This is a genomic window from Mycobacterium sp. (assembly GCF_049802695.1).
In the GTDB taxonomy this organism is placed as follows: domain Bacteria; phylum Actinomycetota; class Actinomycetes; order Mycobacteriales; family Mycobacteriaceae; genus Mycobacterium.
In genome coordinates, this window is record NZ_JBARMY010000312.1 from 17187 (window position 1) to 36317 (window position 19131).

At 65.4% G+C, this 19131-nt stretch carries 19 protein-coding genes and 1 pseudogene; 13 read left to right on the plus strand and 7 right to left on the minus strand.

The window, feature by feature from the left end; genetic code table 11:
- Nucleotides 1-38: 38 nt before the first annotated feature.
- From WA317_RS12780 to WA317_RS12800, 5 genes are read left to right on the plus strand one after another with little or no spacing between them, the layout of a single operon-like run.
- Entirely contained in the window at nucleotides 39-1658 is a 1620-nt protein-coding gene (locus tag WA317_RS12780; RefSeq protein ID WP_425173400.1) for an SMP-30/gluconolactonase/LRE family protein, read from the plus strand.
- Complete coding sequence (locus tag WA317_RS12785; protein ID WP_425173380.1) at nucleotides 1651-2391, plus strand: GntR family transcriptional regulator; 741 nt, start codon at nucleotides 1651-1653, stop codon at nucleotides 2389-2391. The genes WA317_RS12780 and WA317_RS12785 overlap by 8 nt, the downstream gene beginning before the upstream one ends.
- Nucleotides 2392-2411: 20 nt before the next feature.
- On the plus strand, nucleotides 2412-4043 hold the full coding sequence (locus WA317_RS12790; protein ID WP_425173381.1) for an AMP-binding protein: 1632 nt from the start codon (nucleotides 2412-2414) through the stop codon (nucleotides 4041-4043).
- Nucleotides 4034-4807, plus strand: coding sequence for an SDR family NAD(P)-dependent oxidoreductase (locus WA317_RS12795; RefSeq protein ID WP_425173382.1), 774 nt, complete (start codon nucleotides 4034-4036; stop codon nucleotides 4805-4807). The genes WA317_RS12790 and WA317_RS12795 overlap by 10 nt, the downstream gene beginning before the upstream one ends.
- Entirely contained in the window at nucleotides 4804-6273 is a 1470-nt protein-coding gene (locus WA317_RS12800) for an AMP-binding protein (RefSeq protein WP_425173383.1), read from the plus strand. Before WA317_RS12795 ends, WA317_RS12800 begins: the two co-directional genes overlap by 4 nt.
- Nucleotides 6274-6282: 9 nt before the next feature.
- Here WA317_RS12800 and WA317_RS12805 read toward each other — a convergent pair whose 3' ends face one another.
- Nucleotides 6283-7767 (minus strand): aldehyde dehydrogenase family protein, encoded by a 1485-nt coding sequence (locus WA317_RS12805; protein WP_425173384.1) that lies wholly within the window; start codon nucleotides 7765-7767, stop codon nucleotides 6283-6285.
- 76 nt (nucleotides 7768-7843) lie between these two features.
- Complete coding sequence (locus tag WA317_RS12810; protein WP_425173385.1) at nucleotides 7844-8071, minus strand: deoxyribodipyrimidine photolyase; 228 nt, start codon at nucleotides 8069-8071, stop codon at nucleotides 7844-7846.
- Nucleotides 8072-8236: 165 nt separating this feature from the next.
- On the opposite strand from WA317_RS12810, the gene WA317_RS12815 reads away from it, so the two are divergent.
- The 5 genes from WA317_RS12815 to WA317_RS12835 are packed head-to-tail and all read left to right on the plus strand — an operon-like array spanning nucleotide 8237 to nucleotide 12762.
- Nucleotides 8237-8449 carry a hypothetical protein gene (locus WA317_RS12815; protein WP_425173386.1) on the plus strand — a complete coding sequence of 71 codons (213 nt, stop codon included), beginning with the start codon at nucleotides 8237-8239 and terminating at the stop codon, nucleotides 8447-8449.
- Nucleotides 8446-9573: an LLM class flavin-dependent oxidoreductase gene (locus WA317_RS12820; RefSeq protein ID WP_425173387.1), complete on the plus strand. Its 1128-nt coding sequence runs from the start codon at nucleotides 8446-8448 to the stop codon at nucleotides 9571-9573. Before WA317_RS12815 ends, WA317_RS12820 begins: the two co-directional genes overlap by 4 nt.
- Complete coding sequence (locus tag WA317_RS12825; protein WP_425173388.1) at nucleotides 9570-10736, plus strand: sulfotransferase family protein; 1167 nt, start codon at nucleotides 9570-9572, stop codon at nucleotides 10734-10736. Before WA317_RS12820 ends, WA317_RS12825 begins: the two co-directional genes overlap by 4 nt.
- Nucleotides 10733-11545, plus strand: coding sequence for a sugar phosphate isomerase/epimerase family protein (locus WA317_RS12830; RefSeq protein ID WP_425173389.1), 813 nt, complete (start codon nucleotides 10733-10735; stop codon nucleotides 11543-11545). Before WA317_RS12825 ends, WA317_RS12830 begins: the two co-directional genes overlap by 4 nt.
- An 8-nt stretch (nucleotides 11546-11553) precedes the next feature.
- Entirely contained in the window at nucleotides 11554-12762 is a 1209-nt protein-coding gene (locus tag WA317_RS12835; protein WP_425173390.1) for a DUF1214 domain-containing protein, read from the plus strand.
- A gap of 12 nt (nucleotides 12763-12774) precedes the next feature.
- Here WA317_RS12835 and WA317_RS12840 read toward each other — a convergent pair whose 3' ends face one another.
- The 5 genes from WA317_RS12840 to WA317_RS12860 form a co-directional block, all read right to left on the minus strand.
- Nucleotides 12775-13602: an SDR family NAD(P)-dependent oxidoreductase gene (locus WA317_RS12840; RefSeq protein ID WP_425173391.1), complete on the minus strand. Its 828-nt coding sequence runs from the start codon at nucleotides 13600-13602 to the stop codon at nucleotides 12775-12777.
- Nucleotides 13599-14015, minus strand: coding sequence for a nuclear transport factor 2 family protein (locus tag WA317_RS12845; protein ID WP_425173392.1), 417 nt, complete (start codon nucleotides 14013-14015; stop codon nucleotides 13599-13601). Before WA317_RS12845 ends, WA317_RS12840 begins: the two co-directional genes overlap by 4 nt.
- A 63-nt stretch (nucleotides 14016-14078) precedes the next feature.
- The gene (locus WA317_RS12850) at nucleotides 14079-14543 is read right to left on the minus strand and encodes an SRPBCC family protein (protein ID WP_425173393.1); all 465 of its coding nucleotides are present in this window, start codon (nucleotides 14541-14543) and stop codon (nucleotides 14079-14081) included.
- A 418-nt stretch (nucleotides 14544-14961) separates the two neighbouring features.
- Complete coding sequence (locus WA317_RS12855; RefSeq protein ID WP_425173394.1) at nucleotides 14962-15834, minus strand: rhomboid family intramembrane serine protease; 873 nt, start codon at nucleotides 15832-15834, stop codon at nucleotides 14962-14964.
- A 13-nt stretch (nucleotides 15835-15847) separates the two neighbouring features.
- Nucleotides 15848-16744, minus strand: a complete 897-nt coding sequence (locus WA317_RS12860; protein WP_425173395.1) for a PaaI family thioesterase — start codon at nucleotides 16742-16744, stop codon at nucleotides 15848-15850.
- 93 nt (nucleotides 16745-16837) lie between these two features.
- On the opposite strand from WA317_RS12860, the gene WA317_RS12865 reads away from it, so the two are divergent.
- The 3 genes and pseudogenes from WA317_RS12865 to WA317_RS12875 form a co-directional block, all read left to right on the plus strand.
- Nucleotides 16838-17284 carry a nuclear transport factor 2 family protein gene (locus tag WA317_RS12865; RefSeq protein ID WP_425173396.1) on the plus strand — a complete coding sequence of 149 codons (447 nt, stop codon included), beginning with the start codon at nucleotides 16838-16840 and terminating at the stop codon, nucleotides 17282-17284.
- A 235-nt stretch (nucleotides 17285-17519) separates the two neighbouring features.
- Nucleotides 17520-18083, plus strand: coding sequence for a hypothetical protein (locus WA317_RS12870; protein ID WP_425173397.1), 564 nt, complete (start codon nucleotides 17520-17522; stop codon nucleotides 18081-18083).
- A 119-nt stretch (nucleotides 18084-18202) separates the two neighbouring features.
- Nucleotides 18203-19131: pseudogene (locus WA317_RS12875) on the plus strand (cation-translocating P-type ATPase); the annotation flags it as partial.

Genomic DNA, 19131 nt, shown 5'->3' on the forward strand with positions numbered 1-19131 from the left:
GACGGAAAGACCCCAGAAGGACCACAGTGGCCACCGAAATGTCACTGCACGACGGCCGCTATGCAGCGGGAACGCTGCCTGACATCGCGGCAGGCTGGCGGCTGGAACGGGTGACGCCGCCGAGCCGGTTGTTTGGCGCCAACGGATTGCGTACCGGCCCGGACGGCCGCATCTACATCGCCCAAGTCACCGGAAGTCAGATCAGCGCGCTGGATCTCGCAAGCGACCGGTTGCACACAGTCAGCGCCAAAGGCGGTGACATCATCGCCCCCGACGACGTCGCGTTCGACGCACAGGGCAACCTGTATGCCACCGAGGTGATGGACGGGCGGGTCAGCGTGCGCGGCGCCGATGGCCGTACCCGGGTGCTGCGCGACGACATTCCCTGCGCCAACGGCATTGCGTTTCACCAGAACCGGTTGTTCGTCGGCGAATGCCGCGAGGGCGGGCGTCTGCTCGAGCTGGACCGCGACGGCGGCGCCCCACGGGTGCTGCTGGACAACCTACCGTCCCCCAACGCAATGGAAGTGGGCCCCGACGGTTTTCTCTACTTCCCGCTGATGGGAGCCAACGAGATCTGGCGAGTTCATCCCGACGGCGGTGCGGCCGAACGGGTCGTCGGTGATCTCGGTGTTCCTGACGCGGTCAAATTCGACGCTCACGGTCGGATCGTCTCGACCCAGGTGCACAGCGGCCAGGTGCTGCAGATAGATCCGCGCAGCGGCGAACGTGTTGTGCTGGCCGACCTCAACCCCGGCCTGGACAATGTGACGTTTGCCGGCGAGCGGCTGTTCGTCTCCAACTTCACCGGTGAGATCACTGAGATACTCGGCGGTGGGCAGACGCGGACTGTGCTGCCGGGCGGGTTGAACTGGCCGCTGGACCTGGCGGTGGGGGCAGACGGCAGGCTCTACATCGCTGACGGAACCTACTTCTACACGCTGGAATCGGCCGGAAAGCTGAGCACCGTCGGCATGCTGTTCACGCCGGGTTATCCGGGGTTCTTGCGGGGCGTGGTGCCCTCGGGTCCCGGTGAATTCGTCGTTACCACCTCGGGCGGCCAGGTTTGTCGTTATCGGCCCGACGTCGGCGAAAGCGAAGTCCTGGCAGATGGATTCGATCAGCTCTATGGCGTGGCGATCGCCCCGGGCAACGCTGTTGTCGTCACGGAGCTGGGCACAGGCCGGCTGTTGTCGATCGAGTCGGGCAGCGTCGAGGTGTTGGCTGCCGGATTGCGCGAGCCGGTCGGTGTGGTCATCGGCTCGGACGGCGGTTGCCTCGTGTCCGAAACCGGTGCCGGCCGGGTGATCAAGGTGAACGGGCCAGGCGCCACGAAAGGCACCGAAACGGTGCTGGACGGGCTGCTGCGACCGCAAGGGCTGCTGGTGCGTGACAGGCAGTTGTATGTCGTCGACGCCGGCGCTAAGGCCCTGATCGCGTTCGACCTCGACCGTCAGGTTCGAAGCACAATCGCCGCTGAGTTACCCGTCGGTGCGCCCCCGGGCGTCGTCCCCAAGCCATTGCGCGGAATGCCGCCGTTCTCCGGGCCGCAAGGTCCGTTCGCCGGTATCACGGCCGGATCGGATGGCACGCTTTATCTTTCGGCTGACGCAGACGGCAGCGTCCTGGCGTTACGCCGGGTCGACGCCCATGGCTGACGTTCGGGCCAGCGACCACCGGTACCTGCAGGTCGCGCGAACGCTGCGGAAAGAGATCGTCGACGGCGTGTACCCCGTCGGTTCTCACCTGCCCACCGAACACCAGCTGTGCGAGCGATTCTCGGTCAGCCGCTACACGGTCCGAGAGGCGCTGCGGCGGCTACGCGACGACAACCTGGTGTCGTCCCGGCCGCGGGCGGGCACCCTGGTGGTTCCACGGCCCTCCTCGGACTCCTATGTGCAGGACGTGGTGTCGATCAACGACTTGCTGGCGTTTGCGACCGGCGCCCGGTTCGCGATCGATTCGGTCAAGATGGCAGTCGTCGACGCCGACCTCGCCGCGCGTACCGGGCTCGGCTGCGGCGAGGAATGGCTTGTCGTTCAAGGCTTCCGGCGCAGCGAGGCGTCCGACGTTCCGCTGTGCTGGACCGAGTACTACATCAACCGGGCCTTCGCCTCGGTGGGCAGACTGCTGCAGCGTCACAGCGGTCCCATCTTCCCCTTGATCGAGGATCTCTTTGGACTGAGTATCGTCCAAGTGCAGCAGGAGATCTCCGCGGTGCTGATCTCACCGGAGTTGGCGCCCGAACTCGAGGTCGAGCCCGGCACCCCTGCGCTGGAGGTACACCGCACGTACACCACCTCCGATGGGCAGGTCGCCCAGGTCACCATCAACGCGCATCCCGCGTCGCGGTTCCGTCACGCGATGACGCTGCGACGCGTTCGAAGCTGACGTCGGCAAGGGCACCGGAAATGTCGAACGACGAGCGAAATGGGTTGAGCACGAGGTTCAGTCGCTGGAACAGCGAACGCATCGCCGACGCCTATGCCCGCGGCTGGTGGGTGCAGTCGACACTTGCCGATTCGCTGCGCGACGCCGCGCAACAGACACCCCGGCGCCCGGTTCTGGTCGACGGCGACGTACGCCTCGACTGCCGGCAGTTGCATGACCAGGCGACAGCGCTGGCGGCAGCAATCTCGATTCGGATGCCGGTGGGCAGCGTGGTGTCATTCATGTTGCCCAATTGGCACGAAGCCGCGGTTGTCTACCTGGCGGCGACGTTGGCCGGAATGGTGGTCAACCCTGTCTTGCCGTCGCTGCGCGACGGCGAACTGCTTTTCATTCTCGAAGACGCCGGCAGCCGGATAATCTTCGTGCCTGCGCACTACGGCCGCTACGACTACGCGTCGATGATGGACCGTGTCACCGCACAACTCGACCGGCCCGTCGAGGTGGTGGTGTTACGCGGCGACGAAGCAGACGATCGAAAGACACCGTTCGCGTCACTGCTGACCCCACCGACGGGCGCGGCCCTACCGGTGCTGAACCCGGATGCGGTGCGGATGGTCCTCTACACCTCGGGCACTACCGGCCGTCCCAAAGGGGTTCTGCACAGCCACAACTCAATGCACGCGTTAATGTGCCAGCTCCGGGAGCACTGGTCGGTTGAACCCGGTGACCGGTTCCTGGTCCCCTCCCCAATCGCCCACATCGGCGGCTCGATCTATGCGTTCGAAGGCCCCCTGCTGCTGAGCACAACCGCAGTTCTGATGGACCGCTGGAACGCCGATGACGCGGTCCGGCTGATGCAAGCCGAGCACTGTACGCACATCGCCGGCGCCACGCCCTTTCTCGAGCAGATCCTCGCCGCCGCCAGACGCGCCGGCACCCGCCTGCCCGACCTGAAGTTGTTCGTCTGCGGCGGCGCATCGGTGTCACCGTCCTTGATCCGTTCTGCCGCAGACTATTTCGATCGCGCCGCCGTGACCCGCGTCTACGGGTCGACCGAAGTTCCGATCACCACGATCGGCTCGCCGGCAGAGGCCGGCCACGCCGCTGACACCGACGGCCGTGCCGGCTCGGCCCAGATCAGACTTGTCTCCGACGATGTCGCTGCCCTTGACGGTGAGGTACGCGCACGCGGACCACAGATGCTGGTCGGTTACCTGCACCCGGAAGACGAGGTCGAATCGTTCGATCCAGAGGGCTATTTCCGTACCGGTGACCTGGGCCGGTGGGTCGACGGCGCATACCTGCTCATCACCGGCCGGGCCAAGGACATCATCATCCGTAACGGTGAGAACATCTCCCCGAAGGAGATCGAGGACCTGCTCGCCGACCACCCCGACATAGCCGAGGTGGCCATCGTCGGCGTGCCCGACGAACGCACCGGGGAGCGGGCGTGCGCGGCGATCGTCCCGAAGGCTTCCCGCCGGCCCGATGTCGCAGCACTGCGCGAATATCTGCAGGCCCGCGGCGTCGCCAAGTTCAAAATGCCGGAGCAGGTTGTCATTCGTAACGGGCTGCCGAAGAACGACGCAGGCAAAGTGCTGAAGCATCAGATCAAAGCGACGCTGGAGAAGGCGGACGAGACATGCAGGTAGCGATCGTGACCGGCGCCAGCGGAGCAATCGGCTTCGGTTGCGCCACTCGGCTTGCCGAGACCGGCATGGCCATCGTGGCCACGGGCCGCGACGAAAGCCGGCTCGACGCACTTGCGCACGCGATCGGCGACCCCGAGCGGGTCGCCACCCTCGCCGTCGATCTAACCGATGACGAGGCGCCCAGTCGAATCGTCGACACCGCGACCGCCCGCTGGGGCAGCATCGACTTCCTGGTCAACAACGCCGGTGTGGGCAGTCCGAAACCCTTGCACGAGACCAATGACGAAACGCTGGACTATTTTCTGGGATTGATGCTGCGGGCGCCGTTTCGCCTGGCTCGTAACGTCATTCCACACCTGCGCCCAGGTTCGGCGATCATCAATGTGACGTCGACGTTCGCGGTGGTCGGCGGGCTACGCGGCGGCGCGTACTCGGCCGCCAAAGGCGGCCTGACGGCACTGACAACGCATATCGCCTGCCAGTACGGATCGCAGGGAATACGCTGCAACGCGGTGGCTCCCGGGGTGATTCAGACGCCGATGACGGAACACCGCCTGGCCGACGAGCGGTTTCAGCGGATGCAAACGGAGATGACACCGCATCAGCGGCTGGGCACGGTCGACGACGTTGCCGCCGTCATCGCTTTTCTGTGCTCACCTGGCGGCAGCTTCATCAACGGGCAGACCATCGTTGTCGACGGTGGCTGGAGTTCAACGAAGTATCTTTCCGAGTTCGCGCTCACCTCGCAGTGGACTGCCCGGTGAACCTGTTCACGTTCCTGGATCAGGCCGCGCTGCGCTTCGGCGATCGCGGCGCGGTGTATCACGGTTCGGAGTGCCTTTGCAGCTGGAAAGTACTCCGCGACCGGGCGCTGAGGCTGGCCGGCTCCCTTCGTCGCGACGGCCTGCCGGGGCAACGGATCGCGATCGCCAGCGAGAACCGTCCGGAGATCATCGAATTGCTATTCGGCATATGGGCAGCCGAGTGTGTGGCCGTCCCGATCAATTACAAGCTGCACCCGCGCGAAATATCGCACATCGTGGACGATGCCGGCGTCTCACAGATCTTCGCCTCACCGACGGTGGCCGCCGAACTTACCTCGGTCACCGCGCGCCCCATCGAAAGCTTTGTCACCGAGGCGTATTCGCACCGACTCCGCGGCGCTGGCGCAGTGACCCCGGGCACTGATCCGTCGACGCTGGCGTGGCTGTTCTACACCAGCGGCACGACCGGTCGGCCGAAGGGCGCCATGCTCACCCACCGCAATCTGACGGCGATGACGATCGCTCACCTGGCCGACATCGATGCGCCCGATGAGCACAGCAGCTTGGTGCACGCCGCACCGATGTCGCACGGCTCGGGCCTCTACATTCCCGCCTATGTGCTGCGCGGCGCCCGGCAAGTGATCCCGACACACGGCCGGTTCGACGCCGACGAGTTCCTGGACCTGTGCGACGAGCATCCCGGCTGCAGCGCCTTTCTGGCCCCGACAATGGTGCAGCGACTGGTGGAAACCGGACGCGCGCGGCCACGGACGCTTCGCACGATCGTCTACGGCGGCGGCCCGATGTATGTGGCGAGCATCAAGAAAGCACTGGCCGCATTCGGACCGATCTTCGCTCAGATCTACGGGCAGGGCGAGTCGCCGATGACGATCACCGGTCTGCGTCGTACCGATCACGAGCACGCCGGCGACGAGGTGCTGGCATCCGTCGGCTATCCGCGCTCCGGGATGGAAGTAGTGGTGCTGCGCGACGACGGTACCCGGGCGGCCGTCGGCGAATCCGGTGAGATCGCCTGCAGCGGTGACGTTGTCATGGCCGGTTATTGGAACAACCCGGTTGCCACCCACGAGACACTCCGGGACGGTTGGCTGCGCACCGGTGACGTCGGTTCCTTCGACGCGCACGGACGTCTGACTTTGCGAGACCGCTCGAAGGACGTGGTGATCAGCGGCGGCACCAACATCTATCCGCGGGAAGTCGAGGAAGCGATCCTCGAGCACCCGGGTGTGTCAGAGGTGTGTGTCGTGGGAGAGCCCGACGACGAGTGGGGTGAAGTGGTCGTCGCTCTCATCGTCGGCAGCGCGGACGTGGACGAACTCGACGCACACCTGCTGCGGCGCATCGCCCGATTCAAACGGCCCAAGCGGTACGTGCGAGTGGACCAACTGCCGAAGAACAGCTACGGCAAGGTGCTGAAGCGAGAAGTCCGGCGGCAGTTGACGTGAGCGGCGCCGCTATTCCGGCATCCCGATGGTTTTGCTCTCCAGGTACTCCAGGAAGCCCTCGGCGCCGTTGCGCCGGCCCAGCCCACTCTGCTTGGTGCCACCGAACGGGCTGGCGATGCCGAAGTGCGATTTGCCGTTGATCGTCACGTTGCCCGTGCGCATCCGCTTGGCCACCTGCACTGCCCGGTCGACGTCGGCGCTGCTGACCTCGCCGGACAGCCCGTAAATCGAGTTGTTGGCTATTGCGATCGCCTCGTCTTCGCTCTCGTAGGAAGTGACGGTCAACACCGGGCCGAATATCTCCTCCTGGGCGACGCGGGCGTCCGGATCGACATCGGACAGCAGCGTCGGCTGCACGTAATAGCCGCGTGGGAGGTTCTCGGGTATCCCACCACCGGTGAGCACCGTGGCGCCGGAGTCGACGCCGGACGCGATCAGACCCAACACCTTCTGCCGCTGCATCTCACTGATCTGCGGGCCTTGCAGATTGCCGGGCTGCCAAGGGTCACCGACCGGGAACGCCTCCATGCTGGCCTTCAGCACTTCCAAGCCTTCGCCATAACAGCTGCGTGGCAGGAGGATCCGGGACGGCAGGATGCAGCTTTGTCCCGACATGACGCAGGCCATCATCGCGGCCAAGGGCAGAGCGGAGCTGAAGTCGGCGTCGTCGAGCACGATGTGTGCCGACTTTCCACCCAATTCCAGCAGTGTCTTTTTCACTGTCGGTGCCGCCGCCGCCAGAATCGCTCGGCCGGTGGCCGTCGATCCGGTGAAAGTGATCATGTCGACGCGCTTGTCGGCCGACAGCGCGGCACCCACCTCGTTCGCGTTGGAGACCACGACGTTGAATACTCCGGCCGGGATATCGGTTTCCTCGGCGACGATGCGGCCCAGCTCGGTGCCGGACCACGGCGTGAGCTGCGCGGGTTTGAGCACCACGGTATTGCCGGCCATCAGCGCGGGCACCGTCTCGGCGATGTTGAGGTAGAACGGGACATTCCACGGAGTGATGGCGCCGACCACCCCGGTCGCGTCGTAGTGGATCTTGCGGCGTGCCGGACCCAGCGGAGTGTCGTGCAGGCCGTTGTCTTGCAGATACTCGAACGCGTGGCCATGCTCGGCCCAGTGATCTACTTCCCGGATGGGGTCTTCGACCTGGCTGCCGGTCACGGTGATCGGACAGCCAACTTCGGTGACCACGATGCGGCGCAGCCGTTCGGTGTTGCGTTGCAGGGCGTCGTGTAATTGCTTGAGGCAGTGATAGCGGAATTCCAGGTCGCGGGACCATTCGGTGCTGTCGAACGCGCGCCGTGCCGCACCGACCGCTCGTTCCAGGTCGGCCACCGTGCCGTCGGTGGCCGGGCCGACCACCTCTTCGCTGCCCGGGTGCACCACGTCGAACGTCGCACCGCTGCCCGTCGTCTGCAGTTCCCCGTCGATCAGCATCCGCTCGTCGCCCGCCAGGACACCGCTGTCACTCTGCACTTCGGTCATGCAGCCAGCTTTACAATTCGCCGCGTCAATGTCACGGCTTTGTGGGAACTGGCGCTGCGACTACAGCGTCCCCGGATTACTTCTTACTGGGGATGACGATCACCGCGATCAGGGTGAGGATGCTGAAAAACAGGCCGAGAATGCCCCAGCCGAGCGGGTTTCGGCCCTTCGTTCCGGCGATGATCGCGGACACTATCGCCGCGATGACGCTACCGATGCCGACAATGATGGCCTTGACGCCGCGAAGGATGAACCCGGCCGCTTGCGGGTTGTCCTGAGCCGCCAGTACCAGACCATGCAACACGCTGACCTCCTCATCACCGGCTTCTTACAAGGAAGGTAGCTGTTCGGTGCGCCGTGGTGGAGGAGATTGCACGTGGGCGGTCGGGAAGAATACGATTCTCTTACTCGGCGAATCAGTGTCTCATTCGGCGGCTCGCGATGAAGGGAGCTCGAGGCAGCGGTGACCATGGCGCTACGTGCGCACGGCGTCGACGTGCGGGCCTTTCCGCCGGTGGTCATGTCGATGATGGTGACCAGCCTCGCGCGCATCCTGTTGCTGGAGAAGAATCTCGGCATCACCCGGGGACACGCCCAAGCGGTGGCACTCATCGAGGGCTATCTCGATCGCTTCGAAATGCCGACGCATCGGGACAGGAAACTACCCGAGCCGCGACAGTGAAGGTCCGCCCGGCCGCGTTCTTCCGGACCACGCTCCCGCTGGACCTCTCCCAGCTACAGCGCTTGGACGACCGTCGGTACCACTCGATCTGGCTGCCCGATCACATGGTCAGCTTCTGGCCGGATTCGATCTGGACCCCGGAGTTCACCGATCTGGCCACCGCGTCGCCGTCTCCGCACCGCCACTTGGACGGCATGGCGGTCGCGGCTGCCGCCGCAGCGTTGACCGAGCGCGTGCCTCTTGCGACCAGCGTCGTCGACACGGTGCGTCGGCATCCGTCATTGCTCGCCCAGAGCGCGCTCACCATCGATCATCTGGCCCGCGGCCGCTTCATTCTGGGTCTGGGCAGCGGGGAGGCCGAGAACACGCTGCCGTATGGATTCGACTTCGCCAGGCCGGTCAGCCGTTTTGAAGAGGCGCTGCAGGTCATTCGCCTGCTCTGGGAATGCGACGGTCCGGTCGATTTCCAAGGGCGGTTCTACCGTTTGCACCAAGCCCGCCTGGACACCGAACCCTACGAAGGCCGTTTCCCGGAAATCTGGGTCGCGGGCAGCGGCCCACGGCTGCTCGACATCGCCGGGCGCTACGCCGACGGCTGGTGGCCGGCCGGTGCCTGGACGCCTGAGGACTACGCGGAAAAGCTTGCAGGCGTGCGCGCTTCCGCAGAGCGCGCCGGCCGCGACCCGATGGCGATCACGCCTTGCTTCATCCAGATCTGCATCCTCGCCAAAGACGAGAAAGCGCTGGCCGATATCGTGCAGGCGCCGCTGGTCAAGGCCCTGCTGCTGCAGTTCTCGGCTGAGACGCTGCGCGGCTTCGGCCACGAGCACCCGATGGGCGCTCACTGGCGCGGCTTCCAGGACATCGATCCCGCCACCCTGACGCGGGAGCGAATCGTCGACTTCCTCGGACGGGTGCAGCCGGAAACGATCCTGGCGGTGTTGCCGCACGGCACGCCGAAGCAAGTTGCGCAAACCATCAAGTGCTACGTCGACGCCGGTCTGCGGGTGCCCAAGATCCTCGATTACGGGGCGATGGCCGGATTGCGATACTCCGCCGTCTCAGCCGAGAATGTGCGCGACGCCGAAGATGAATTGCTGAGCCTCTGCGGAGACGTCGAATGACCCATCTGCTCAACGCCGCGGACCTCCTCGACCGCGCGCAAACCGAGACCGGTCTTGACGACTACGGCGACCCGACGCTGCCCGCACGTTTCCGCGTCGCAGTCAAGCACCTCAACAACCTCGGGATGGACGCCACAGGCCGGCAACAGGCCGCGGACGTGTGTCACTGGCTGCTGACGTCACGGCTGGAGTTCTTCGAGGACCGCAACCGCTATCCGGTCGCCACGGAACGTATTGAGCGACCGATGTTCGTCACCGGTGAGCCGCGCTCGGGCACCACGCTGATGCACGCGCTGCTGGCGGTCGATCCGCACGCGCGGGCATTGCGCTTCTGGGAGGTGATGTATCCCTCGCCGCCACCCGGTGTCTCCGAGACCCGGCTACGTCGGGCGCGGGCGGACGCCGACTGGCGCGAGATCAACGCGAAGATGCCCAAATGGCTACTGAGTCATCCCTATAACGACATGCTCGGCGACGGCCTGCCCGAAGACGAACGCACCTGGGCTTTCGACTTCCGGGTGATGACACCGACCGCTTGGTGGCGGGTGCCGATGCAGACCTTGGTGGCCGGCCTGCCTATCGATGCGACCGCGCAGTACCGAATCCATCAAGCGATGCTGCAGCAGTTCCAGTACGGGCGCCCGGACAAGTACTGGGTTCTCAAGGGGTTTCACACCTTCCGGCTGCGCGAGCTCTTCGAAGCCTATCCGGATGCGAACATGATCTGGCTGCACCGCGATCCGGTGCAGGTTGTGGCGTCGCGCACCATGATGATGGCCGACATCCTCGACGGCATCGTCGGACCCGTCGATCTGCAGTCCGAAACCAGAAAGCATTTGCAGATGACCCGTGCGGGTGTCGTCAACACGATGACCAACCCGCTGGTCGAAGATCCACGCATCCTGCACATCCGCTACACCGACTTCATCGCCGACCCGGTGGGCACCGCTCGCCGTTTCTACGAGTTCTGCGGCCGGCCGCTGGCGCCCGAGGCGCAAGCTGCAATGCGCAGCTATCTTGCGGAGAACCGCGGCGATCGCTATGGGAAGTTCACCTACTCGACCAAGTTACTCACCGACATCGGCGCGGACCTGGATGCCCTGCAGGAGGAATTCCGGCCATTTCGTGAGCGTTTCGGCATCGAGATCGAGAAGCGCGGTTGAGGGGCGTGCACGACAGGTTGTCCGTCCACGCCGTCTCCTTCCCCGGCGCGACGCTTGACGAATTGGACCGCTATTGGCAGCAGTTGGGTGTGCGGCGGTTGAGCCTGATCGAGCATCAGCTGTTCGATCCGGCATTGCCTCCGTTGATTCGCCTTCACGATTACACGGTTGAGGCGGTCTGTCATTTGTTCGGAGCGGGCCGGTTGCCGATAGATGCGAACAGCATCGCTTGCGCGCGTGATGATCTCGACCGTGTCATCGAGACCGCAGCGGCGGTGGGTGCACGCACCGTCTACATGCTGACCGGTGGACGCGGCCCGCTGACTTGGGAGCAGGCGGCCGAGCAGTTCTGCTGCATTGTCGAGCCCGGTGTGCGGGTAGCCGGGCAGGCCGGCGTGGCCCTCGCGATCGAGAATGCGTCCAGCCTTTATGCTGACATCCACTTCGCCCACACCTTGCAAGACACCATTACTCTGGCGGAGATGGCCGGGCTCGGTGTCTGCGTTGACCTATTTCACTGCTGGGCCGAAGCCGACCTTGCTGGCCTGGTGCGACGTGCACTGCCACGCCTCCAACTCATTCAGCTCAGTGACTATGTGCTGGGTGACCGGGCGCTTCCGGCACGCGCGGTGCCCGGCGACGGCGTCATCCCGATCGAGCCCTTCATCGGGCAGGTACTCGCCGCCGGTTACCCGAACGGTTTCGATCTGGAGTTGATCGGTCCACGAATCGACCACGAGGGCCCATTCGAGGCGGCACGACGCGGGTGTACCGCGGTGGCGCGGTTACTGAATTCGGCCGGCGGGTAGGGGGTGGCATGGCGTTCGGCGACGGACCCGACGATGCGGCGCTATGGGCGTCCTGGGAAGAGTTCTGCGACCGGCTCAAGGCGGCCGGCCAACGCGCCTTCAAAGACCACAACCCCGCGTCCGGTCAGCACAGGGTCGACGCATTCCGCTTCCTCACCCAGAATCTCGGGCAGGCTTTTGATCTCGGTCTAGAAACCAAAGACGCGCGCTATCCCGCCATTCATACCTTTTGCAACCCCACCCGCAAGCTTGGCGGCGACTGCGCCGACTTCGTCTACCGGCAAGCCTGGATCGACGGGCGGTCCGCCTATCACATCAGCGGAAACCGCGGAACGGCACGCTTTTTCAACATCACCGTGCAGGGGCCCAGGAACGACGGGGCGGGCGTGTTGCACGAACCGTTCGGCGACGTGCCGGAGACCGGCATGACCGGTGACCAGCTCACCACTGAACCGGACGGCGCCTTCGAGCTTTTCGTCGGCGGGCCGCAGCGGCGGCCCAATTGGCTGCCCACCACTGACAAATCGCGAAAGCTATTCATCCGCCAAGGCTTCGATCGATGGGACGAGCGGCCGGCACGGCTACGAATCGAGCGCATAGACATGGCGTCACCCAAGCCGCTACCGACACCTGAGTCGATGACGGCGGCGATGGGCTGGGCCGCGGAATTCCTCACCGGGGTGATGAACGACTGGCCGGAATTCCCCTTCACCTACGGCGGTGTCGACGCGAACACACCGAACCGTTTCCCTGTCGTCAACTCGACCGGTGCGGACACCAAGCGGGGGCGTGCCGCGGCGAACATGCACTGGCACCTCGCAACCGATGAAGCTCTGATCGTCGAATTCGAGGCACACCAGGGGCTTTGGATGCTCACCAACATGGGCGTGTTCTTCAACAGCATGGATTACCTCTACCGCCCGGTGAGCTACACGCCGAGCCGCGCCACGGTGGACAGCGACGGCAAGGTGCGGCTGATTGTCGCCCACGACGACCCGGGTTACCACAATTGGATGGATACGCAGAACTTCGAGCGCGGCAACGTCACCTACCGTCACATGCTCGAGGGCCGCCCGGCGGTGCTGAACGTCGAACTGGTCAAGCGCGCCGAGTTGGCCGACGCCTTACCGCGTGATACCGCACGAGTGACCAAAGCCGAACGCGCCGCTCAGATGCGGGCGCGATATCACGGCATCCGGTTGCGCTACGAATTCTGAAGGCCGCTGGCTTCACCCGCTTTTGCCGTTGTCGCCCATGGCGGCGGCACTGGCTTCGGTGAGTAGCTGGACCGCTTCGTTGCGGCTGACCGAGCCGAGCATCTGGGCAGCGGCGCGCATCTGGTCGCCCACCATCCAGGTGGGTCCGTGGGTGAGATTGGCGAACACTTCGCTGATCACCTCGTCGACACTGGCGGCATCGCGGGGCGGCTCGTTTTCAGAGCGCAGCAGTCCGCGGGCATGTTCGAGTCGGCGCAAAGCCGGTGTGTCCGTTTTACCGAGAATCAGACCCAGGACATCCACACCCTGCTCGTGCACTTCGCTCCACAGGGCTTCAGCGAAAACCATGTCGAACGCCTTGGTAGCGCCGTAGGCGACCATGTTGGGGCCGCCGACGAGTCCGGCGCCGGAGCCGAAGATGACGATGCCGCCGCTGCCCCGCTGCACCATTGCGCTCGCGAAGTGATGGCAGAGCTGCATCGGCGCCAGACAATTGCGCTGCAGCATCGCTTCAGCGGTGGCGATGGGGTTGGCCAAGAACGGTTCGAAGTTCGGGTCAGCGCCTGCGCAGTACACCAGAAAGCCGATGTCGAGGTCTCTGATGGCGGTGGCGATGCTTGACGCGCTACCGGGACGAGCGAGGTCGACGGCCAGCGTCCGGGTTTCCACGGCGGTGCGGCGAATGATGCCGGCGGCGACGTCGTCAAGGGCGGCTTGACGCCGAGCCACCAGGACGACGTTGAGCCCGCGCTCGGCGAGTTGTTCGGCGAACGCGGCACCGACACCCTCGGAAGCTCCGGCAACCAGTGCCCACGGACCGTACTTCGCGGCGAACGTCATGCCGGCTCACCCACCGTCGCGACCCGCACCGTCGTGAAGCGGCGGCGCGCGATCCGCCACCCGGCAGCGGTGCGCACCATTTCGTCGTCGTAGTAACCGATTCCATTCACGCCGGACTGATTGTCCGACAACATCACCAGTGCGTCGACGTAGGTGCGGGCCTCCGCTCGGTCACCGTCGACGGCGATCACCGGGTTGGTCACCCGGTGCAGGGTGTGGCCGGCCGCCGCGTGCGCCTTTTGCATGAAGTCGGTGACAGCATCAACACCCTGCCAGGTGCCGATGTCGCCGTAGTCGAGTTCGCAGTCGTCGGTGAACACGGTGCGGAACAGCGACCAGTCGCGCCGGTCAATGCCGGTGGCGTATCGCAGCAGCACCTCAGTGACGTCCTGACGGTCTTCTCGCTCGGTCATTGACTGCCTCCGTTCGGTGCGTCGTCGCCTGTCAGGCGGTGAGTCAACCACAAACCCGTCGCGTCACAGTCCTTTTTCGAAGCGGCGACGGATGGCCGCCAGCATGCTGCGGTGCGCCTGGACTGCCTGCCGCGTCGTCACCGCCGCCAACGGCACCGGGGCAGCGATCTGCAGCCGCTCGACGATTCTCGTGCCTGAGTCGGTCAGGCGGAAAGACACCCTTCCGGTGAGGCGTACTTGCGGGAACTGACGAGCCACGGTGACGACGTCACCGTTGGCGGGTACCTCTAAGCGCACCCGGTAGCTGATCGGAATCTTGATCTGCCACAGCGGGATCCGGTCCCCGACGCGGTAACCCTGAATGTACCCGTCGGCGGCTTCTTGGCGTGTTCCGGTGCGCACCGACACGACCAGCGGGTGCACCAGCTTCATGTTCTCCAGGTCGGTGTAGAAGCCGCGGACTTCAACGGGCGGCGCCGGCACATCCTCACTCAACGTCCGGTCGGCGTGGGCTATCCACCAATTCACAGCGACCAGTTAACCGGCTGTCACAAACAGTCGCTGCCGCGCCCTGGCGGCCGGTTACTTCAAGTGGGTCGACGGTTCGGCGCAAGAATCGCGTAGCGCTGCTGCGGAGTCGGTTCGAGCCGCCTTAGACAGCACCATCGTAATCTTGTCCTACCGGTCCGAAAGCGTGGGCCAGGATCTGCGGCGGCCACTGACCGGCTCACGGGCGGGTTTCGTGAACAGTGCAGCTGGTCGGTGACGTTGTGGCTCCCGGCGCTAAGGCGCGGGTGCTGGAAAACCGTTGCCGTACTGGTTTTTCACTTTCTTCGACCCAGTACCCTCAGGTTTCGGCTCCCCGACGTCGCTGCCCTCATCGAGGATCGCGTCATCGTCTGGCCGACGCAGCCCCCCACTTGTCCGCCTGCACCCGACGCGGCTGTCATCGCAGAACGAAGTGCCCGGCGGCCTCGGTCAGCAAAGCGCTCGTACGCCACCAGATCAGCGCCGCGAACAGCAGCAGGCCGGCACTGGTGGCCGCGGCTTGAACGAGATTGCGGTGGTTTCGCGGCGCATAGACGTACGCAGACGCGATCACCGCGCCGGTGACCAGTCCGCCCAGGTGCGCCTGCCAGCTGATCGACCGCGAACTGATCATCGGCACGACGAGGGTGAAAACCACGTTGACCACGATCACCGCGACGACCCAGCGATAGTCCAGATCGAGTCGCCGCAGCACGACGAACGTGGCGGCAAATAGGCCGAAGACGGCGCCTGATGCGCCTGCTGTCGCAGTGTTGAGCGGTGCGAGTAGGTAGGCCAGGGTGGAGCCGCCGAGCGCGCTCAACGCGTACAGTGCGCCGAACCGCAACCGGCCCAGCCACATCTCCAACGGTGGGCCAACGACATACAACGCCCACATGTTCAACAGCAGATGCGTCAGGCCGTAGTGCAGGAAGGCCGAGGTCGCCAGACGGTACAGCTCGCCGTCGGCGACCGCCGGCGGCCAGAGCGTGAGATGGTTTTCCAGTCCCGCCGACGCCGTCTGCAGAATGAACGCCGCGACGTTGGCGCCGATCAGGGCGTAGGTGAGGGCCGGAGCGCCTGAACGCAGCCGCCCGCCGAAATGGGTGCGCGCAGGAGGCGTCGTCCCGCGGTCCGCGCGGACGCACTCCACGCAGTGCTGGCCCACGGTGGCATCCCGCATGCACTCCGGGCAGATGTACCGGTCGCACCGCGTGCAGCTGACATAGGTCGGGCGGTCGGGATGCCGGTAGCAAGTCGGCGTCTGCGGCGGTGTACCCGGGTTGCTCATAATGGCCCGACAATCACACGTACTGAATATCGGCCACTGCGTGTGCGAGCGGCACGTCGTCGGCGACCATCAGGGCGGATACCGTGCCGATGCGCCGGCCGAGCTTGTGCAGGCCCGTCGTCACGGTGATGTCCCCGGCGTCCACCGGTGGGGACCTCCAGAAGTTGGCGGTCAGGTCGACCAGTGCATACCGCTGGTCCGGCACGGTGTGGACCTGCCCGGCAAGAGAACACGCCTGTCCGAGGATGGCCGCCACCACTCCGCCCTGCATGGCGCCGAGCGGATTGGCCATCCAGGGCTGCGGCGCCATGATGAGCCGCACCTGGTCGTCAGCCGAGGTGACCGAGGCGTGCAGGAGGTCGCACAACGGACCGGCGGCTATCCGCCCGTCGCTGATGCCCGCCAGGACCTGCCTGCCGTCGAGTCCGGGGTCGATCGGCGACGGCAAGCACGGCAGCTGCAGCGGCGCGGGAGCGCGCTCGCCGGGTGGCGGCTGCGGCACATCTTTGATCGCCGCCAAGGCGTCGCTGCCCCGGCTCACCTGAACGCATCGACCCACGCCGGCGCAAACGACGCTCCGGTCGTCGTTCGTGATCTGCACGGTCAGCGCGCCGTAAGCATGGTCACGATGTGCCAGCTGCGAGGTCGCAGACAATCGCTGACCGATCCCGGCCGGTGCTGCTGCGGTCAGCGACAGCCAGGACTGCACCGACCCCACCGGCGCGTCGAGCGAATACCAGAAACCCCCGCTGGTGACCGACTCGACCATCACGGCGTATGCCGGCATTTCGATCTGCCCACGATGGTCGGCGACGGCATGGCCGAGCACCTGCTCGGCGGACATCACACCGCCGTCGTATCGCGGACGGCTGATCGCGAACATCGACAGCAGGTTCTCAACCGTGGTCACGCGCCGTCCTTTCGAGCCTTTCGACCGAGCCGATTCGCCTGTCGTTGCGGCCGTCCGGTGCACGGGGTGTGTGCGGGCCTGAGCAGGCCCAGTGTGACAGACCACCGGACCGGTCGACTCCGGTCAGGGTTAGCGGCTCATCTGTTGGGGGTATTCGCCGGCATGGATGTGATCGTTGACCGTTTCGTTGCCGCCCTCGGCGACCTGCACAGCAACCGGGACGTCGGCCCGCTGGTTGAGCTTTTCGCCGAAGACGCGACACTGCGGAAGCTCGGTATGCCGCACGAGGAACGCGGCAAAGAGGGTGCGCGCAGTTTTTGGCGTCAGTACCGCGACGTCTTCGGCTCCATCGACGCGTCATTCCAACACGTCGCGAACAGTGACGGGATCGCCTTCCTGGAATGGACTTCGAAGGGGACGCTGCGCGACGGAGCAGATTTTCGCTACGAGGGCGTGAGTGTGCTCGAAGCACAGGGTGAATCCATCGGCTCTTTCAGGACCTACTACGACACCGCTGCGTTCCTGGGGCCACGTCTTTGAACAAGCCTCCGTCGCAACGGATTCGGCGTCGATTCGGCCCTGGCTCAGGATCGATTAGGCAAGGCGCCGAGGCAGGGCGCGGCTGAAGGTTTCAATCACCGCAAACTGGTGAACCTTTGCGTCGTAGCGGTGGCTTTCAAGCTCCGATTCGCTACTCCACGAGCATCTTGGTCGTCAACGGCAAGCCCTGGCTTGGCGATTCACCGTGATGCACGATTTCAAAGGAGAAATACACATGTCTACACGGAACACCATCATTCGTTCGCTTCACGACCTGGGTGCCGCGGCGTGGTTCGGTGGCTCGCTGATGGGCGCAGTAGGGCTCAACGGCGCCGCCGCTGCGGTCAGCGAGCCGCAGGACCGGGGCCGGGTCGCGTCGGTGGGCTGGGCGAAATGGAGCCCGGTCAATGCCGCTGCGATCGGCGCCCACGTGATCGGCGGTGCCGGGATCCTGCTCGCGAACCGCGGTCGTGCGAAGTATCAGTCCGGCGTCAGAGCGAACACCGTCACCAAGCTTCTGGTGACCGGGGCTGCCCTCGGCGCAACGGCCTACAGCGGGGCGCTGGGCTCGAAGATCGCACAGAGCGACCAACAGACCGCGCACGGAGCAACCGAACCGGCACCGCAGACACCGGCGGACGTCGCAGGCGCGCAACAGCAACTGCGGTATCTGCAGTGGGCGCTACCGGTGCTCACCGGCGCGATCGTCGTTCTGGGCGCCCAACAAGGCGAACAGCAGCGTCCGAGGGAGATCGTCTCCGGTTTGGGCGCCACCCTGGCTCGGCGGGCACACCACTGAGCACCCTCAACGGCGCAGGTCCACAGCAATGCGTGCAAGGCTATTGAGGACTACTTGTAGAGAGTGGAACGCGTCGTCGGTCGGCGCTGGCTTATAAACCTGGTGAAGGGTTAATTGGAATGAACGTGCCGGGTGTGAACGGTGTTGTCCGCGGACTGACCGGCCAGGCGGTACAGGCCGTGCGTGTCGGGGTGCAAGGTGCTTCCGACGCCGCCGGTGCGGTGCAAACGCTGGCCGACCCGATGGTGCGGTCGGTGGGCCAGGCAACCGGACGAGTGCTGGGCCGGAACAATCACGGATCTCCCACTAGCTCCGCACGGCACGCGCTTCCGCCGGTGCGCTGGCAGAGCGGGAACCGGGTGCATCTGGACCTCGACCCGCTGCTGCCTTTCCCTCGCTGGCATCAACAGGCAGCGCAGCTCGAAGAGCCGGTCCGGCAGATCCCCGGCGTGGCCAGCGCTCATGTCGAAGGGGCGCTGGGCCGGCTGGTGGTTGAACTAGCGGAGAACATCGACGACGACCGCGTGCTCGACGAGGTGCGGGCCGCGGTCGCGTCGGTCGCCGATGAGGTGTCCTCGACAGGGTTAGAGTCCGCACCACAGACCGCGCCGTTCGCCGACCCGGGAAATCCGCTGGCGCTCGTCGTGCCGCTGACCGCCGCGGCGATGGACGTGGTGGCCATCGGCGCCGCAATCACCGGCTGGTTCGGCCGGCTTCCGGCCGGACCGAAAACCGCCCGGGCCGCATCGTCCCTGCTCAGTAATCAACCGCGGCTGGTGTCCATGCTGGAATCGCGGCTGGGCCGCGTCGGCACCGACCTCACGTTGGCCGCTTCGATGGCGGTCACCAATGGGCTGACTCACGTCGTCAGCACGCCGCTGCTCGACCTCGCGCAACGCGGCCTTCAGCTTTCCGAGGCGTCGGCGCATCGCGAAGTGTGGCGGCAGCGGGAGCGCGAATTGGCCAATCCGAAGCGGCCGCAGGCTCCGGTGGTTCCGGTCATTTCGTCGGCCGGCGCGAAGGCCGCGGCCGCCGGCGAGGCATCGCA

Excerpts from the sequence above, each read along its gene's own strand:
- WA317_RS12845 (WP_425173392.1), bottom strand. The coding sequence starts at position 14,015 with ATGACCGAGCGAGAAGACCGTCAGGACGTCACTGAGGTGCTGCTGCGA.
- WA317_RS12785 (WP_425173380.1), top strand. The coding sequence starts at position 1,651 with ATGGCTGACGTTCGGGCCAGCGACCACCGGTACCTGCAGGTCGCGCGA.
- WA317_RS12840 (WP_425173391.1), bottom strand. The coding sequence starts at position 13,602 with ATGACGTTCGCCGCGAAGTACGGTCCGTGGGCACTGGTTGCCGGAGCT.
- WA317_RS12825 (WP_425173388.1), top strand. The coding sequence starts at position 9,570 with ATGACCCATCTGCTCAACGCCGCGGACCTCCTCGACCGCGCGCAAACC.
- WA317_RS12835 (WP_425173390.1), top strand. The coding sequence starts at position 11,554 with ATGGCGTTCGGCGACGGACCCGACGATGCGGCGCTATGGGCGTCCTGG.
- WA317_RS12815 (WP_425173386.1), top strand. The coding sequence starts at position 8,237 with ATGGCGCTACGTGCGCACGGCGTCGACGTGCGGGCCTTTCCGCCGGTG.
- WA317_RS12780 (WP_425173400.1), top strand. The coding sequence starts at position 39 with ATGTCACTGCACGACGGCCGCTATGCAGCGGGAACGCTGCCTGACATC.
- WA317_RS12855 (WP_425173394.1), bottom strand. The coding sequence starts at position 15,834 with ATGAGCAACCCGGGTACACCGCCGCAGACGCCGACTTGCTACCGGCAT.
- WA317_RS12805 (WP_425173384.1), bottom strand. The coding sequence starts at position 7,767 with ATGACCGAAGTGCAGAGTGACAGCGGTGTCCTGGCGGGCGACGAGCGG.
- WA317_RS12795 (WP_425173382.1), top strand. The coding sequence starts at position 4,034 with ATGCAGGTAGCGATCGTGACCGGCGCCAGCGGAGCAATCGGCTTCGGT.
- WA317_RS12790 (WP_425173381.1), top strand. The coding sequence starts at position 2,412 with ATGTCGAACGACGAGCGAAATGGGTTGAGCACGAGGTTCAGTCGCTGG.
- WA317_RS12870 (WP_425173397.1), top strand. The coding sequence starts at position 17,520 with ATGTCTACACGGAACACCATCATTCGTTCGCTTCACGACCTGGGTGCC.